General features: G+C 45.5%; 14 protein-coding genes and 1 riboswitch. Of the genes, 7 read left to right on the top strand and 7 right to left on the bottom strand.

Annotated elements, in window-relative coordinates:
• Positions 1-415: 415 nt before the first annotated feature.
• The 3 genes from hemG to L4C44_RS20595 are packed head-to-tail and all read right to left on the bottom strand — an operon-like array spanning position 416 to position 3,069.
• A complete protein-coding gene (gene hemG, locus L4C44_RS20585; protein WP_060983437.1) occupies positions 416-943 on the bottom strand; it encodes a menaquinone-dependent protoporphyrinogen IX dehydrogenase in 528 nt (175 codons plus the stop codon).
• Between the two features lie 10 nt (positions 944-953).
• Complete coding sequence (locus tag L4C44_RS20590) at positions 954-2,411, bottom strand: TrkH family potassium uptake protein (RefSeq protein WP_048657784.1); 1,458 nt, start codon at positions 2,409-2,411, stop codon at positions 954-956.
• Positions 2,412-2,445: 34 nt separating this feature from the next.
• Positions 2,446-3,069 carry a YigZ family protein gene (locus L4C44_RS20595; protein WP_428805642.1) on the bottom strand — a complete coding sequence of 208 codons (624 nt, stop codon included), beginning with the start codon at positions 3,067-3,069 and terminating at the stop codon, positions 2,446-2,448.
• A gap of 227 nt (positions 3,070-3,296) precedes the next feature.
• Here L4C44_RS20595 and fadB point away from each other — a divergent pair, with 227 nt between their 5' ends.
• The 3 genes from fadB (at position 3,297) to acuI (ending at position 7,880) form a co-directional block, all read left to right on the top strand.
• Positions 3,297-5,468 (top strand): fatty acid oxidation complex subunit alpha FadB, encoded by a 2,172-nt coding sequence (gene fadB / locus L4C44_RS20600; protein ID WP_146492805.1) that lies wholly within the window; start codon positions 3,297-3,299, stop codon positions 5,466-5,468.
• Positions 5,469-5,494: 26 nt separating this feature from the next.
• Positions 5,495-6,658, top strand: a complete 1,164-nt coding sequence (gene fadA, locus L4C44_RS20605; RefSeq protein WP_017058821.1) for an acetyl-CoA C-acyltransferase FadA — start codon at positions 5,495-5,497, stop codon at positions 6,656-6,658.
• 241 nt (positions 6,659-6,899) lie between these two features.
• Positions 6,900-7,880 (top strand): acrylyl-CoA reductase (NADPH), encoded by a 981-nt coding sequence (gene acuI, locus L4C44_RS20610; protein ID WP_086712375.1) that lies wholly within the window; start codon positions 6,900-6,902, stop codon positions 7,878-7,880.
• Between the two features lie 103 nt (positions 7,881-7,983).
• On the opposite strand, the gene L4C44_RS20615 is transcribed toward acuI, so the two are convergent.
• On the bottom strand, positions 7,984-8,925 hold the full coding sequence (locus tag L4C44_RS20615; protein ID WP_428805643.1) for a LysR family transcriptional regulator: 942 nt from the start codon (positions 8,923-8,925) through the stop codon (positions 7,984-7,986).
• A gap of 156 nt (positions 8,926-9,081) precedes the next feature.
• A complete protein-coding gene (locus tag L4C44_RS20620; RefSeq protein ID WP_004736674.1) occupies positions 9,082-9,267 on the bottom strand; it encodes a hypothetical protein in 186 nt (61 codons plus the stop codon).
• 149 nt (positions 9,268-9,416) lie between these two features.
• Here L4C44_RS20620 and tusA point away from each other — a divergent pair, with 149 nt between their 5' ends.
• Positions 9,417-9,668, top strand: coding sequence for a sulfurtransferase TusA (gene tusA, locus L4C44_RS20625; RefSeq protein WP_004736675.1), 252 nt, complete (start codon positions 9,417-9,419; stop codon positions 9,666-9,668).
• Between the two features lie 83 nt (positions 9,669-9,751).
• Here the strand turns inward: tusA and L4C44_RS20630 are convergent, their stop codons facing one another.
• Positions 9,752-10,006: a hypothetical protein gene (locus L4C44_RS20630; RefSeq protein ID WP_017058818.1), complete on the bottom strand. Its 255-nt coding sequence runs from the start codon at positions 10,004-10,006 to the stop codon at positions 9,752-9,754.
• Between the two features lie 151 nt (positions 10,007-10,157).
• Positions 10,158-10,712: a TMEM165/GDT1 family protein gene (locus tag L4C44_RS20635; protein ID WP_017058817.1), complete on the bottom strand. Its 555-nt coding sequence runs from the start codon at positions 10,710-10,712 to the stop codon at positions 10,158-10,160.
• A 34-nt stretch (positions 10,713-10,746) separates the two neighbouring features.
• A riboswitch (yybP-ykoY riboswitch) is annotated at positions 10,747-10,922 on the bottom strand.
• 210 nt (positions 10,923-11,132) lie between these two features.
• On the opposite strand from L4C44_RS20635, the gene glyQ reads away from it, so the two are divergent.
• From glyQ to L4C44_RS20650, 3 genes are all read left to right on the top strand, one after another.
• Positions 11,133-12,047, top strand: coding sequence for a glycine--tRNA ligase subunit alpha (gene glyQ, locus L4C44_RS20640; protein ID WP_285953983.1), 915 nt, complete (start codon positions 11,133-11,135; stop codon positions 12,045-12,047).
• A gap of 2 nt (positions 12,048-12,049) precedes the next feature.
• Entirely contained in the window at positions 12,050-14,116 is a 2,067-nt protein-coding gene (gene glyS, locus L4C44_RS20645) for a glycine--tRNA ligase subunit beta (protein WP_285953984.1), read from the top strand.
• 202 nt (positions 14,117-14,318) lie between these two features.
• On the top strand, positions 14,319-16,406 hold the full coding sequence (locus tag L4C44_RS20650) for an alpha-amylase (RefSeq protein ID WP_285953985.1): 2,088 nt from the start codon (positions 14,319-14,321) through the stop codon (positions 16,404-16,406).
• The last annotated feature ends 44 nt before the right edge of the window (positions 16,407-16,450 follow it).

Below are 16,450 nucleotides of genomic sequence, written 5' to 3' on the forward strand. Positions count from 1 at the left end.
AAATAACCGAAGTCATTTGTATTGGTCACTCAGTTCATTGAAATCAATTTTGATTCCGAAGAATCTGTTTTATCTAACGATAAAACGTTTTGATATTCATCAACGAGTGCCCACACAGATTGATAGGTTTAAATTGTTAAAGAGCTTTTCCTTTTTGAGCTTCGCTCAAATCGGACGGCCATTTTAGCGATTTAAGTTTTAGTGTCAACCACTATTTTCAAAACTTTTTTCAAGCGCTTAGCTTGGCTAATTTGACCTGCTGATTCGTTTTGGTTTCCTAAGAAGCCATCCCGTGTCAGCGAGGTGGCATTATAGAGATTTCGATCACACTGGCAAGCCCTTTTTGAAGTTTTTCTCGTTTTTTTATTCGTTCGATTAAAAAGAGCACAAAACGCCTCAAAAGTAGGCTTTTCTCTTACATATCTTGCAGTTTCTTAGAGAATAAAGAGACTTTTTCCCAGTTTGTGTATTCGACTTCCTTGGTTGTATCCGTTTCACCACCTGTCATATTCATAATGAAGCGAATCATGGTTTTATCGAACCAGTTATAACGTGGATAATAGAGTGCGCCAGCAAACACACCGATTAGAGTCGGCTGCCATGGGGACTTTAGAAGAAACTTCTTAATATAGGCGCTACCTTCAGGGGTATCTTTTCCTTGGTCTTCTTTACGCGCTGTTAAGTTAACGCAAAAGAAGGCAACCTTATTTGATTGCAGCTGAGCAAGGTTGGCATCAATGAACTGATATAGCTTCTTATTGAGATGCCCATAGCGAATAGATGCGCCAATCAACACCCTGTCGTATTGAGCAAAGTCGACATTACCAATGGTGTGCAGATCTTGAAGCTCACATTCGAACTCATTCATTTCTTCTTTTATATAGTTCAAGATTTTCTTGGTCTGCCCTTCACGGCTTGAATACAAAAATAGAGCTTTTGCCAAAATGTTGTCCTTAGCTACGCCAAAACGTAGGGGTCAATAAAATTAATAAGGTGAATATCTCTAAACGACCAAACAGCATAGATACGATCAACACCCACTTAGCCTTGTCATTCACATCGCCGAAGTGCATTGCCACTTCACCTAAGCCCGGGCCAAGGTTATTCAATGTTGCCGCTACGGCAGAGAAAGCACTCAGCTCATCCATACCGGTTGCAATCAGAGCCAACATACAAACCACAAAAACCAATGCGTATGCAGAGAAGAAACCCCAAACTGCATCCACGACACGCTGTGGTAGTGCCGAACCGCCAACCTTGATGGTATAGACAGCTCGCGGGTGGACAAGGCGCTTCATTTCACGAGCACCTTGCAAGGTAAGCAGTAATATTCGAATGACTTTCATACCGCCACCCGTTGAACCTGCACAGCCCCCTATAAAAGAAGAGAACAGAAGCAGCACAGGTAAGAATAACGGCCACTCGGAAAAACCGGTAGTAGTGAATCCTGCGGTCGTCGAGATAGAAACGGTTTGGAACAATGCTTGATCAAATGCATCGTAATAAGAGTCGTAAGAATGATGATTAAGCAGTAATAAGAAGCAGACTAAAAACAGTAGCGCTTGAATAAAGATAAAAGCGCGAAACTCAGGATCCTTCCAATAGTACTTGGGATGCACACCACCAGACGCAAACGCGGCAAAGTGAAGAGAGAAGTTACAAGCAGATATAAGAAGGAATACAACGGTAATCATGTTTATAGCAGGGCTATTGAAATATCCCATGCTGGCATCATGTGTCGAGAAACCACCAATAGCAATGGTAGAGAAACTATGACTGATTGCATCAAAGAAGCTCATACCTGCCAGCCAAAACGCCACCGCACAAGCAATCGTTAAACTGAGATAGATGTACCACAGAGCTTTTGCCGTTTCAGCAATACGCGGTGTCATCTTACTGTCTTTTACAGGACCTGGGATTTCAGCACGATATAACTGCATACCACCGATACCCAGAACGGGAAGGATGGCTACCGCCAATACGATGATACCCATACCACCAAACCATTGCAGGAATTGGCGGTAAAATAGAATTGCTTTAGGTAGGTCATCGAGGCCAACAATGACGGTTGCACCCGTGGTCGTTAATGCAGAAAACGATTCAAAAAAGGCATCAGTAACAGAAACGCTCGGATTATCCGCGATCAAAAACGGCAACGCACCTGCACTGCCGATTACCGTCCAGAACAACACCACAATGAGAAAGCCATCTCGCGCCTTCAATTCATGTTTATAGCGTCGGTTTGGAAACCAGCAAGTTGCTCCACAAAATAATAGAACGAAGAAAGTCGTCACAAATGGCACACCCGCACCATCTCTATAGATCAGTGCGACGAGCGCAGGTGCGAGCATTGATACACTAAAAAGTGCTAATAATAATCCGACGATTCGAATAATTGAGCGAAATTGCATGAGCTATTGAACGAAGCGAAATGCTTCACACTTCCTAGTTGTCTTTGACTTTCGTTACCAGTGCCTTGGCACCGCTTTTATTGATCATGGTTTGGGTAAACGAATCTACCTGAAGGAGCTCTATTTCAATAATAAGCTCAACTTGAACACCATAATCCGCTTGGACTTCAACAGCCTGATGTTGAGCCATAATGGATTGCGCGATTGGCACAAAGCCATAGTCTAACTCTAGCCGTAATTTTGTGGTTATTTTTTTCTCGATAGTTTGAAGCAGCTTGAGAGCTTGTTGCACTCCTCCACCATACGCCTTTACTAGCCCACCCGTTCCAAGCTTGATTCCGCCAGAATAACGAGTGACAACGGCAGTCAGTTCACCGACACCAGAACCAGACAGTTGCGCCAAAATAGGCTTACCCGCAGTACCAGATGGCTCTCCATCGTCACTAAAGCCCCATTTCATTGAGTCTTCAGGTCGCCCTGCAGCAAAGCCCCAACAATTATGTCGTGCTGATGAATGCTCTTTTTTTACCTGTTCTACGAACTGTTTAGCAGCTTCTACACTTGGAGTATGAGCAAGATGAGTAATGAAGACGCTCTTCTTTATCTCTTCTTCAAACAGAACCGACGCTGACGGTATTAAATAGGGCTGTTCATTCATATCGTTAACTTAATTAATAAGAGCGGCGAAGTGTATCACGCGTGAATAATAAGGGTTAGAGGATCTGTGCCATCGCACAATGTTAAACAATTGTTTAAAAAATGTATTGAAATTCACCAAGCAGAGGTACAGACTAGAATGACTGGTCTTACCAGGTATTCTACAATAATAGAAAGATAACAAGATTCTCTCAAACAATCGTGGATTGTATGTCATGGAGATAGACAATGATTTACCAAGCTAACACCTTACAGGTAAAGGAATTACAAGATGGTATTGCAGAACTTAGCTTCTGTGCGCCGGCCTCTGTAAACAAACTCGACCTTGCTACTTTAGAATCACTAGATAAAGCGTTAGATGCTCTTAATGCTCACGCTGGATTACGTGGTTTAATCTTAACTTCAAACAAAGACGCGTTCATCGTAGGCGCAGACATCACTGAATTTCTTGGCTTATTTGCTAAGCCAGAAGCAGAACTTGATGAATGGTTAAGATTCGCTAATTCAATCTTCAGCAAGCTCGAAGACCTTCCTGTCCCAACTCTTTCAATGATGCGTGGCCATGCCCTTGGCGGCGGCTGTGAATGTGTACTCGCTACCGACTTCCGTATCGGTGACAAGACCACCAGCATAGGTTTACCAGAAACCAAACTTGGCATCATGCCTGGTTTTGGTGGTTGTGTGCGCCTACCTCGTGTTATCGGTGCTGACAGCGCAATGGAAATTATCACGCAAGGCAAAGCATGCCGTGCCGATGAAGCACTTAAAGTTGGCTTGTTAGATGCGATTGTTGAAACAGACCAACTATTAGAATCAGCGATCAACACAGTTTCTTTGGCAGCCAATGAGAAGCTCGATTGGCAGCTGCGCCGTAAACAAAAAACATCAGCGCTTTCACTAAGCAAACTAGAAGCGATGATGAGCTTTACCATGGCTAAAGGTCTCGTTGCTCAAAAAGCAGGACCTCACTATCCAGCGCCAATTACTTCGGTAATTGCTATTGAAGAAGCAGCACGTAGCGATCGCGATGCAGCACTCGACATCGAACGTAAACACTTCGTTAAGCTAGCAAAATCTGAAGAAGCGAAAGCACTGGTTGGCCTGTTCTTAAATGACCAATACATTAAAGGCTTAGCAAAACAGGCTGGTAAATCTGCGAATAAAGCGACTGAACGTGCTGCGGTACTTGGTGCTGGCATCATGGGCGGCGGTATTGCTTACCAGTCAGCATTAAAGGGCGTACCAGTGATGATGAAAGACATCGCACAGGCATCTCTTGATCTTGGTATGAACGAAGCTTCTAAGCTGTTGAATAAACGCTTATCACGCGGTCGCCTAGATGGATTCAAAATGGCAGGCATTCTGTCTTCTATTACTCCAAGTCTACATTACGCAGGTGTTGAACAATCAGATGTGATTGTGGAAGCCGTTGTAGAAAACCCTAAGGTAAAAGCAGCAGTATTAAGCGAAGTGGAAGGTTTGGTTGGTGAAGACACGGTTCTTACATCAAACACCTCAACGATTCCGATCAACCTGCTAGCAAAATCTTTGAAGCGCCCAGAAAACTTCTGTGGCATGCACTTCTTTAACCCTGTGCATCGCATGCCTTTGGTTGAGATCATCCGAGGCGAGCATACTTCAGAAGAAACCATTAATCGCGTAGTCGCTTACGCAGCGAAAATGGGCAAATCCCCAATCGTTGTTAATGACTGCCCGGGCTTCTTCGTAAACCGTGTACTTTTCCCTTACTTTGGCGGTTTCAGCATGTTGCTACGTGACGGTGCTGATTTCACTAAAATCGATAAAGTCATGGAACGTAAGTTCGGTTGGCCGATGGGCCCAGCATACTTGCTAGACGTTGTGGGCCTAGATACAGCACACCACGCACAAGCAGTAATGGCACAAGGTTTCCCAGAGCGTATGGGCAAAGAAGGTCGTGATGCGATCGACGCGCTTTATGTCGCTGAAAAATACGGCCAGAAGAACGGTAGCGGTTTCTACACATACAGCGTAGACAAACGCGGTCGTCCTAAGAAGACCTTCTCTGAAGACATTCTTCCTATCTTGGCTGACGTATGCCAACAGCCACAAGACTTTGATGACCAGACCATTATCCAGCGCGTGATGATTCCAATGATCAACGAAGTGGTGCTTTGTCTAGAAGAAGGCATTATCGCGACACCGCAAGAAGCGGATATGGCACTGGTTTACGGTTTAGGCTTCCCTCCATTCCGAGGCGGCGTATTCCGCTACTTAGACAGTGTGGGTATTGGTAACTTCGTTGAAATGGCGAAAGGCTACCAAGACTTAGGTGCAATGTACCAAGTTCCTCAACTATTGCTTGATATGGCAACTAAGGGCGAAAGCTTTTACGACAGCCAACAAGCCAGTTCTCTGTAACCCACATTTGGAAAAGGAATAGCAAAATGAAAAATGTAGTTGTTGTTGATTGCCTTCGTACCCCAATGGGACGTTCCAAAGGTGGAGCTTTCCGTCACACTCGTGCTGAAGATCTGTCTGCACATTTGATGAAAGGCATTTTAGAGCGCAACCCAGAAGTAAACCCTGTCGAAATTGAAGACATTTACTGGGGCTGTGTACAACAAACACTAGAGCAAGGCTTCAACGTTGCACGTAACGCTGCCTTGCTTGCTGGTCTACCGATTGAGATTGGTGCGGTGACGGTCAACCGTTTATGTGGCTCATCTATGCAAGCTCTGCATGATGCAACCCGCTCTATCATGGTTGGTGATGCTGAAATCTGCCTGATTGGTGGTGTGGAACATATGGGTCATGTACCAATGAACCACGGTGTTGATTTTCACCCTGGCATGTCAAAACACGTAGCGAAAGCTGCGGGCATGATGGGCCTAACGGCTGAGATGCTAGGTAAAATGCACGGTATTAGCCGTGAAGACCAAGATGCATTCGCAGCGCGCTCACATGCTCGAGCTCAAGCCGCGACGGTTGAGGGTCGTTTCAAAAATGAAATCTTACCAACAGAAGCTCACGCTGCAGACGGCTCTCTATTTACCCTAGACTACGACGAGGTGATTCGCCCTGAAACCACGGTTGAAGGCCTATCTCAGCTTCGCCCGGTATTTGACCCGGCAAACGGTACGGTAACAGCAGGTACTTCATCAGCATTGTCTGATGGTGCTTCTGCAATGCTTATCATGAGTGAAGAGAAAGCCAACGCACTTGGCCTCAAGATTCGTGCTCGCGTGAAGTCTATGGCTATCGCAGGTTGCGATCCTTCAATCATGGGTTACGGCCCTGTCCCAGCAACCCAAAAAGCACTTAAACGTGCAGGCCTAACCATTGAAGATATGGGTGTGATTGAGCTAAACGAAGCGTTTGCCGCTCAATCTCTTCCATGTGCGAAAGACCTAGGTCTATTGGATGTGGTTGACGAGAAAGTAAACCTTAACGGCGGTGCCATTGCTCTTGGTCACCCACTAGGTTGTTCTGGCTCTCGTATATCTACAACCCTAATCAATCTAATGGAAGCACAAGACGTGAAATACGGTTTAGCGACCATGTGTATTGGTTTAGGTCAAGGTATTGCAACGGTATTTGAACGCCCATAGCGATCACTGACGGTAATACTTGAAGAGTAATCTTTTGTGCAGCTATATTTATATAGCTGCACTTTTTATTACTCGACATCCAACAATACATAGATTCGTTCACCGAATTTAGCGAAAGAAAATCACTACTTACATCTATGCACAAAACGCATAGATTCAATGTTGATGTTTCATTATTTTTTCTCGGATGATTCAACTACAGTTACTTCAGTTTCCTAATATTTCTCCCATGGAGCAGATCATGTTTAAAGCACTTGTACTAAACCAAGAAGACAAAAAAACTATCGCATCAGTTTCTCAAATTGAAGAGTCTCAATTACCAGAAGGCAACGTGAAGATCGATGTAAGCTACTCTTCTTTGAACTACAAAGATGGTTTGGCGATTACAGGTAAAGGACGCATTGTTCGCAACTTCCCGATGGTTCCTGGTATCGACCTTTCTGGTGTGGTTTCACAATCTGATGACCCTCGCTACAAAGCGGGCGACGAAGTAGTTCTGACTGGTTGGGGTGTTGGTGAAGGTCACTGGGGTGGCATGGCTGAGAAAGCAAGCCTAAACGGTGACTGGTTAGTGCCTATGCCTAAAGGTCTAAACGCGAAAAAAGTAATGGCAATCGGTACTGCTGGCTTCACCGCTATGCTTTGTGTGCAAGCAATCGTAGATGCAGGCATCAAGCCAGAAGACGGGGAAATCCTAGTAACAGGTGCAAGTGGCGGCGTAGGCAGTGTGTCTATCACTCTACTAAACCAACTAGGTTACAAAGTAGCAGCAGTAACAGGCCGAGCTTCAGAAAACGGTGAACTACTAAAATCACTAGGCGCGACACGCATTGTTGAACGTGCTGAACTAGAAGAACCAGCTAAACCACTAGAAAAACAACTGTGGGCTGGTGCTATCGATACAGTAGGTAGTAAAGTACTTGCGAAAGTATTGGCACAAATTGATTACAACGGTGCAGTTGCGATGTGTGGTCTAGCAGGCGGTTTTGACTTACCAACAACGGTAATGCCATTCATTCTGCGTAACGTTCGCCTACAAGGTGTTGATTCAGTAATGTGCCCTCGTGAGAAACGTATTAAAGCGTGGGAACAGCTGGCTGAGCTACTACCAGAATCTTTCTACGCTCAAGCAACCAAAGAAGTGTCTTTAGACGGTGCAATTCAAGCCGCAGAAGACATCACTAACGGTCAAATCACTGGTCGCGTTGTTATTAAACTGTAATTGTGAATTAAACTCCCGTAACCCAAAATAACAAAGGGCTGATAGTAATCAGCCCTTTTGCGTTTTTGTCATTTAGGTCGAGTGAGTCCAAACTAAGTCTCAATTAACCCAAACCTACATCCGCAATCCGTTTTTGAATCAGCTCGCCACACTCTTCTTTGACCACTCTTCTTAACCATTGCTGTGAAGCAGAAGAGTCGCAACGAGCATGCCATATCAGTGAGTAATCAAACGGCATAAACTCAAATGGCAACGGTTTAACGACTAAGTCATAACGCTCTGCTACCAAATAAGCCAAATCAGCAGGTACTGTGATCACTAATGGCATTCTATCGACAATCGCTAATGCCGCTTCAAGATGATAAGCGCGCAGCACCATTTTACGAGGCTGTTGATTAGCTAAAGCGTTGTCTAATAAAGATTTAACACCATCACTGATCGCAATCATCGCATGAGGTAAAGAAACATAATCCTCAAGGCTTAAAGGCTGTTCGGCCAATGGGTGGTTTTTAGATAACAAACACGATACACCAACCGGTCCCAAGACCTCTTGATGAAGTGGTGAAATGCTGCCACTCGGACGACAAATCGCCATATCAACACGTTCGGTACTGAGCTGCTTAAACAAATGCTCATGCTGCAGTGGTGCAAACTCCAAAGAGATATTCGGCGCTTGCTCATATATCTTAGGCAATGCATAAGGCAATATGGTTTGCATCGCGTAGTCAGTGGTCGCAATCAGGAAGCGCTCACTGCAGTAATAGGGGTCAAAATCACTCGGGCTAAGTAATTGGCGAAAAGACTCCAAAGGTTGATCAATGCGCTGACTGATCTCGAGGGCTTTCTTGGTAGGAATAAGGTGCTGACCTTGGCGTGTAAACAGCGGATCGTTAAGTAATTCTCTTAAGCGCCCTAACACTCGACTGGTTGCCGATTGACTTAAGTTAAGACGAAGCGCGGCTTGGCTAACACTACCCTCTTCAATCAATACTTTTAAGGCGACCAGTAAATTCAGGTCTCTACGATAGATGTCTTCTAATTCCACGCCACTTACCTAGCTGTATACAATTATCATTGGTCACTAAGTTGTTTATAGCATGCTTTAGATAAAAAAAATCCCGCAATTACGCGGGGAAGCCCAAGAAAATCTGGGGATAGTGTCGGAATGTTGTCGTATCGGAATTTGCTTGTTGTATCCGGGTTAGTGCTCTTGCTCCTCGGCTATGCCTTGCCAACGGCGCATCTCTACCCAAATACCAATAATCGTTGCTACTATGCCAAAGATTGGCATCAGTGAGGTCTCTGTCGATGAGCGTAGTACTAACGCACAAAAAGAAATAAAACAGAGAACCGAATAAATTGTTAATCTATCTAATCCTGTCAACATCGCCACTCCTTAGCTAGTTGCCTTTGTTTCAAGTTGTTATCAACTTGTTAACTAAGTTATAGGAAATGATTCTGTTTGCCAAGCACTTATTGCATATTTTTTCTGCAGACGTATTATTCACTCGTTAGATAGATATAGAGATACAAACCATGACATTCAAACCTGAACTGGCAACCCATACTTTAGAAGCTGAAGGCCTGCGTTGCCCAGAGCCAGTAATGATGGTCAGGAAGACAATTAGAAACATGCAGGATGGCGATGTGTTACTGGTAAAAGCTGACGACCCTTCGACAACTCGAGATATTCCGAGCTTTTGTCGATTCATGGATCACCAGTTGGTAGGCCAAGCAACAGAAACGTTGCCTTACCAGTATTTGATCAGAAAGGGATTGGAGGCGTAGCGCCCCACCGACTATCAAGTATCAAAAAAGCCGCTGGTACCTTATGTTCTTAAACAGAACTCAGAGTACCAGCGGCTTTTTGTTTATTCGCTTCTAGACTTGTTTTGCAGATGCTCCAGCTGATGCTGAATTTCTCGGATATCTTTGCGCATCGGAATAATATGCGCGACCCGAATCCAAGCCTCTACCGCAAGCGCAGTCATGATGATGGCACCCGCGACCATTGGCAGCCACATGTCCGTCAACACCATGCCTAATAATGTAAGTGCAAGACCAAAGGTAAATAGATAACTTTGGCTTTGTGGAGTAATACCCATATAACGCGTCAACATAATCATGCCCTCGTGTTCTTAACTCACAAGATTAAAATATCATGACAAGTATGACAGTTATATGTCCGTTCGCTCGATAAACCCCACAATACTGTAAGAGTATGACCTACAACACATTACTCTACTGATTGAGTATAATAAGACTCAATACCACCTATCAATAGAAAGCCGCAGCGATAGCTAAACCCACGAATAACAAGGCTGTGATCTTACGAATCAGATCAAGAGGCATCTTATCAGCAGACAGCTTACCGATGATCACCACAGGCACATTTGCCAGCAACATACCAATGGTTGTACCCAGAATCACCCACGCTAATGCATCCGCATATTGAGCCCCTAGGATAGAGGTCGCAATTTGGGTTTTATCGCCGATCTCAGCAATAAAGAAAGCGATAAAACTGGCGACAAACGGTCCTCGGTTTGAGATCTGTTCATCGTCATCTAACTTATCGGGAATCAAAATCCAGCCAGCCATCGCAATGAAACTGACCACCAGCACCCACTTTAATACTTCAGGTGAAAGATAATCAGCAACCACGACCCCGAGCCATGCTGCAAGGGCATGATTGGCAATGGTGGCAAAGAAGATAGCTGCGATGATAGGTATCGGCTTGCGATATCGACTGGCTAATAAAAGAGATAGCAACTGAGTCTTATCACCGATCTCGGCTAAGGCGACAGTTGTAATTGAAATTGCTAAAACGCTCACGACATGCTCATTTGGGATGGGGATTATTATATTTAACCAAAGACAAACCTCGCGCCCCATCCCGGTTCACGATGCTTGTCTATGGTCTTGCTAAACACCACCAAGGTGGTGGTTGCCTCGAACGCCATGATGATTTTGCATCAATTATGTTGACGAACGAACTCATTCAATAGGATATGAATAAGTAAGCTACTCCCCAAAGACCGCGAGATTTTAATAGCCCATGCTTTCAAACACAAGTGTCAAAGTTATCAAAATATCCACTTGTGCCGAAAAACAAACATTAAAGGCACAAAAATCCACTAAACGACATTTTAGACCACTAATTAAACAAGATTACCCCTACTCGCTTTACAAATATCTCGGTATACTCAGAGGTTATTTTTCTCATTCATTTAAAAGAATCGCGCGAACCTGACTATGCAAAAATACGATATCAAAACCTTCCAGGGAATGATCCTCGCGCTGCAGGATTACTGGGCACAAAACGGTTGTACCATTGTTCAACCACTAGATATGGAAGTAGGTGCTGGCACCTCTCACCCAATGACATGTCTACGTGCACTTGGCCCAGAGCCAATGTCTACGGCATACGTTCAACCTTCTCGTCGTCCGACCGATGGTCGTTACGGTGAAAACCCGAACCGCCTGCAGCACTACTATCAATTCCAAGTAGCTCTAAAACCTTCTCCAGATAACATCCAGGAGTTGTACTTAGGCTCTCTTGAAGTTCTTGGTGTCGACCCGCTTGTTCACGACATTCGCTTCGTTGAAGATAACTGGGAAAACCCAACACTAGGCGCATGGGGCCTTGGTTGGGAAGTATGGCTAAACGGTATGGAAGTGACTCAATTCACTTACTTCCAACAAGTTGGCGGTCTTGAGTGTAAGCCTGTAACAGGTGAGATCACTTACGGTATCGAGCGTCTAGCAATGTACATCCAGGAAGTAGATTCTGTTTACGACCTAGTATGGAACATAGCACCAGACGGTTCTAACGTAACTTACGGTGACATCTTCCACCAAAACGAAGTTGAGCAATCAACCTACAACTTCGAGCACGCAGACGTAGATTTCCTATTCACTTTCTTCGACCAGTGCGAGAAAGAGTGTAAAGAGCTACTTGAGCTTGAGAAGCCACTTCCGCTTCCAGCTTACGAGCGCATTCTAAAAGCAGGTCACGCATTCAACATCCTTGATGCGCGCAAAGCTATCTCTGTAACAGAGCGTCAACGTTACATCCTTCGTATCCGCAACCTGACTAAATCAGTTGCTGAGGCGTACTACGCGTCACGTGAAGCGCTTGGCTTCCCAATGTGTAAGAAGGACAAATAATCATGGCGAAGAATTTTCTAATTGAACTGGGTACGGAAGAGCTTCCACCAACAGCACTTCGTTCTCTAGCAGAAGCATTTGCTTCTAACTTTGAAGCAGGTCTTAAAACGGCTGAGCTTTCTCACGAAGGCATCAAGTGGTACGCAGCACCTCGTCGTCTAGCACTTAAAGTAACAGCACTGGCTGAAGGACAAGCAGACAAAGTCGTTGAAAAACGTGGTCCTGCTGTTTCTGTTGCATTCGATGCTGAAGGCAACGCGACTAAAGCAGCACAAGGTTGGGCTCGTGGTAACGGCATTACTGTTGATCAAGCTGACCGTCTAAAAACAGACAAAGGCGAGTGGCTTCTTTTCAAACAAGAAGTGGCTGGTAAACCTGTTCAAGAATTGGTGATGGACATCGCTGCGAAAGCACTAGCTGGCCTACCAATCCCTAAAGCAATGCGCTGGGGTAACTCAGACATTCAATTTATCCGTCCAGTGAAAACACTGACAGTACTACTAGGTGATGAACTTGTTGAAGGCGAAATCCTTGGCGTAGCATCTGCTCGTACTATCCGTGGCCACCGTTTCATGGGCGAACAAGAGTTCACAATCGATTCTGCTGACCAATACCCTGCGATCCTAGAAGAGCGCGGTAAAGTAATGGCAGACTACGAAGCGCGTAAAGCGATCATCCTTGCTGACTCTCAAAAAGCGGCAGCAGCGGTTGGCGGTAAAGCTGACCTAGAAGATGACCTTGTTGAAGAAGTAACGTCTCTAGTTGAATGGCCAGTAGTACTTACAGCGAAGTTTGAAGAAGAGTTCCTAAAAGTACCTTCTGAAGCTTTGGTTTACACCATGAAGGGTGACCAAAAGTACTTCCCTGTTTACGACGAAAACAAGAAGCTACTTCCTAACTTTATCTTCGTATCAAACATCGAGTCTAAAGAGCCTCGTCACGTTATCGAAGGTAACGAGAAAGTGGTACGTCCGCGTCTTGCTGATGCTGAGTTCTTCTTCAACACCGACCGTAAGCGTCCGCTGATCGATCGTCTTGCTGAGCTAGACCAAGCTATCTTCCAGAAGCAACTTGGTACTATCAAAGACAAAACAGACCGCATCACAGAACTTGCTGGCTACATCGCCGAGCAAATCGATGCTGACGTTGAGAAATCTAAGCGCGCAGGTCTACTGGCGAAGTGTGACCTAATGACATCTATGGTATTCGAATTCACGGATACACAAGGTGTAATGGGCATGCACTACGCGACTCACGATGGTGAAGACGAGCAAGTTGCACTAGCACTTTACGAGCAGTACATGCCTCGTTTCGCTGGTGACGATCTACCAAGCACAGGTATCTCTTCTGCAGTTGCAATGGCAGACAAGCTAGATACTATCGTAGGTATCTTCGGTATAGGCCAAGCACCAAAAGGTTCTGACCCATTCGCGCTACGTCGTGCATCACTAGGTGTACTACGTATCATCGTTGAAAACGGCTACAACCTAGACCTAACCGATCTGATCGGTAAAGCGAAAGAGCTACTAGGCGACAAGCTGACTAACGAAAACGTAGAAGCTGACGTTATCGACTTCATGCTAGGTCGTTTCCGCGCATGGTACCAAGATGCTGGTTTCAGCGTTGATATCATCCAAGCGGTACTAGCACGTCGTCCAACTAAGCCAGCTGACTTTGACCAACGCGTTAAAGCGGTTTCTCACTTCCGTGAACTGGAAGCAGCAGAAGCACTAGCAGCAGCGAACAAGCGTGTAGGTAACATCCTTGCGAAATTCGATGGCGAGCTACCAGCTGAAATAGACCTAACGCTTCTTCAAGAAGACGCAGAGAAAGCACTGGCTGAAAACGTTGAAGTAATGACAGAAGCACTAGAGCCAGCATTCGCAACAGGCAACTACCAAGAAGCCCTAAGCAAACTTGCTGACCTACGTGAACCTGTTGATGCATTCTTCGATAACGTAATGGTGATGGCTGATGACGAAGCGCTTAAGAAGAACCGTCTAACGCTACTGAACAACCTACGTAACCTGTTCCTACAAATTGCTGACATCTCTCTACTGCAAAAATAAGCACGAGTGAGACAGTTGCTCTAAGCCATACTCTGAGTAACTAACGGTAAACACCCAAAGGGAAGCGAAAGCTTCCCTTTTTGTTTTTGTGAACCAAGCATTTGTTTGTAGAGGTGTTATTGATTATCTGAATGAATCAGCGCTCAGACTGTAGAGGGCATTGTTTGCTATAACTGACCTGTTTATTCAGGGGAAGGGAACAATGAAAAAAACAGTACTCGCGCTTTCAATACTCGCACTCAGCGCATGCAGCCAAACCAGTGATGACAGCTTATTGCTGACGATTGATAACAACACTGTCATATTTGAATCGACAGGAAAAGGCACTGTTATTGCTGAACAGGAACTCGCCAAAGGTAGCTATACCTTCTCTATCAGCGATACTCAAAATACCTGTGGCACCAACTATGCGCTGGCTGAAGAAAACCGCATCAAGTTCAATAAACCCCTTCGCCTAGACGACTGTGCCGAGAAATCTGAGATCGCCATTAAAGTCTTTCGCGCTAACACCTATCAATTCACGCTCAACCCACAGACTAATGAACTCACAGTTCAGATAAAGCCGAAGCAACAGCAGGTACAAAGCTTTGCCTGTCCAGAGCCTAGTGACGAGCCAACTACCATCGACGTTGCTCAAACCTTTGATGATGGCACCGTGGTTAGAGATGCCCTTTCAGGCACACAAGCGACTGTAACTAATGGCAGCGTTACCATGCAGCCTGCAGAAAACAGCCAAGGTGTCTTGTTACTAGAAAAGGTTGAGCCCGAAACCAAAGCTGAATTTAGTTGGGATAACGCCACGGTTTACTTCGTGATGACCGACCGCTTCCATAACGGCAACCCTAACAACGACAACAGTTACGGTCGCAGTCAAGACGGACAAGACGAAATCGGCACCTTCCATGGTGGTGATTTAGCCGGCTTAACCGAAAAACTCGATTACATAGAGTCACTCGGTGCTAACGCCATCTGGATAACATCTCCGTTAGAGCAGATTCACGGCTGGGTTGGCGGTGGTGACAGAGGTGACTTCAAGCATTATGGCTACCATGGTTACTACCATCAAGACTGGACTAAGCTCGATGACAACATGGGTACCGAAGACGAGCTAAAAACCTTCATCGATACCGCGCACAGCAAAGGCATTCGCGTTGTTTGGGATGTGGTAATGAACCACACAGGCTATGCGACACTTGCCGACATGCAAGAGTTTGATTTTGGTAAGCTCAACCTAACAGATGAACAATCCAAACAAACACTTGGCGAAAACTGGACAGACTGGCAACCCGCTAAAGGTCAGAACTGGCACTACTTCAATAACTACATCTCATACAGCGATAAAGAAGCGTGGGAGAAATGGTGGGGTAAAGCTTGGTTACGCAGCGATATCGGCGCTTACGACTCTCCGGGTTACAACAACCTGACCATGTCTTTGGCGCACCTGCCCGATTTTAAAACCGAATCAACAGAGACCACTGGGCTACCGAACTTCTATAGCAACAAATCCACCAGCGCGACCGATGAGCTTAAAACACCTCGCGACCACCTAATCACTTGGTTATCTGATTGGGTGCGTGAATACGGCGTTGATGGCTTTAGGGTTGATACCGCCAAGCACGTAGAACTCGAAGCGTGGGCAGAGCTTAAAGCCAGCACCAACCAAGCGCTTGCTGAGTGGAAGCAGAACAACCCAGAAAAGGCCTTGGATGACTTACCATTCTGGATGACTGGTGAAGTCTGGGCACACAGCGTCGTGAAATCAGATTACTTCGCTAACGGCTTTGATTCGATCATCAATTTTGAATTCCAGAGCGACATCGCCCCTAAGGCGCTGAAGTGCCTGTCTGATCTCGATGCCGATTACCTCCGTTATGCAGAGAAGATCAACACTGACAGTGAGTTCAACGTGCTGAGTTACCTATCGTCTCACGACACCTCGCTATTCTGGACGCAGCACGGCAGTGACTTTGCCAAACAGACCAAAGCAGCGAATGCATTAATGCTGGCTCCAGGCGCAGTGCAGATCTATTACGGAGATGAAATCGCCCGTGACTTTGGCCCAACAGGATCGGACCCAATGCAAGGTACTCGCTCAGACATGCCATGGGATCAAATCACCGGCGAACGTGCAGAGTTGCTAGAACATTGGCAAGCGCTTGGCCAATTCCGCCAACGCCACCCTGCTGTCGCGCAAGGAAAGCACATCATCCGCAACAGTAAGGGCTACTATGCGTTCGAACGCCAATACCAAGATGACAAAGTATTGGTTGTTTATACCGGTTCTAAGTAAACGCCGAGTGACATAAAACAGCAGAAACTCAAGGAGAAGCTTAG

The organism is Vibrio satsumensis, from assembly GCF_050337435.1.
GTDB lineage: Bacteria > Pseudomonadota > Gammaproteobacteria > Enterobacterales > Vibrionaceae > Vibrio > Vibrio satsumensis.

Bases quoted from the DNA above. Each gene is read 5' to 3' on its own strand.
- fadA (WP_017058821.1), top strand. From the start codon at position 5,495: ATGAAAAATGTAGTTGTTGTTGATTGCCTTCGTACCCCAATGGGACGT.
- glyQ (WP_285953983.1), top strand. From the start codon at position 11,133: ATGCAAAAATACGATATCAAAACCTTCCAGGGAATGATCCTCGCGCTG.
- L4C44_RS20595 (WP_428805642.1), bottom strand. From the start codon at position 3,069: ATGAATGAACAGCCCTATTTAATACCGTCAGCGTCGGTTCTGTTTGAA.
- L4C44_RS20590 (WP_048657784.1), bottom strand. From the start codon at position 2,411: ATGCAATTTCGCTCAATTATTCGAATCGTCGGATTATTATTAGCACTT.
- acuI (WP_086712375.1), top strand. From the start codon at position 6,900: ATGTTTAAAGCACTTGTACTAAACCAAGAAGACAAAAAAACTATCGCA.
- L4C44_RS20650 (WP_285953985.1), top strand. From the start codon at position 14,319: ATGAAAAAAACAGTACTCGCGCTTTCAATACTCGCACTCAGCGCATGC.
- fadB (WP_146492805.1), top strand. From the start codon at position 3,297: ATGATTTACCAAGCTAACACCTTACAGGTAAAGGAATTACAAGATGGT.
- L4C44_RS20630 (WP_017058818.1), bottom strand. From the start codon at position 10,006: ATGATTATGTTGACGCGTTATATGGGTATTACTCCACAAAGCCAAAGT.
- L4C44_RS20620 (WP_004736674.1), bottom strand. From the start codon at position 9,267: ATGTTGACAGGATTAGATAGATTAACAATTTATTCGGTTCTCTGTTTT.
- glyS (WP_285953984.1), top strand. From the start codon at position 12,050: ATGGCGAAGAATTTTCTAATTGAACTGGGTACGGAAGAGCTTCCACCA.
- tusA (WP_004736675.1), top strand. From the start codon at position 9,417: ATGACATTCAAACCTGAACTGGCAACCCATACTTTAGAAGCTGAAGGC.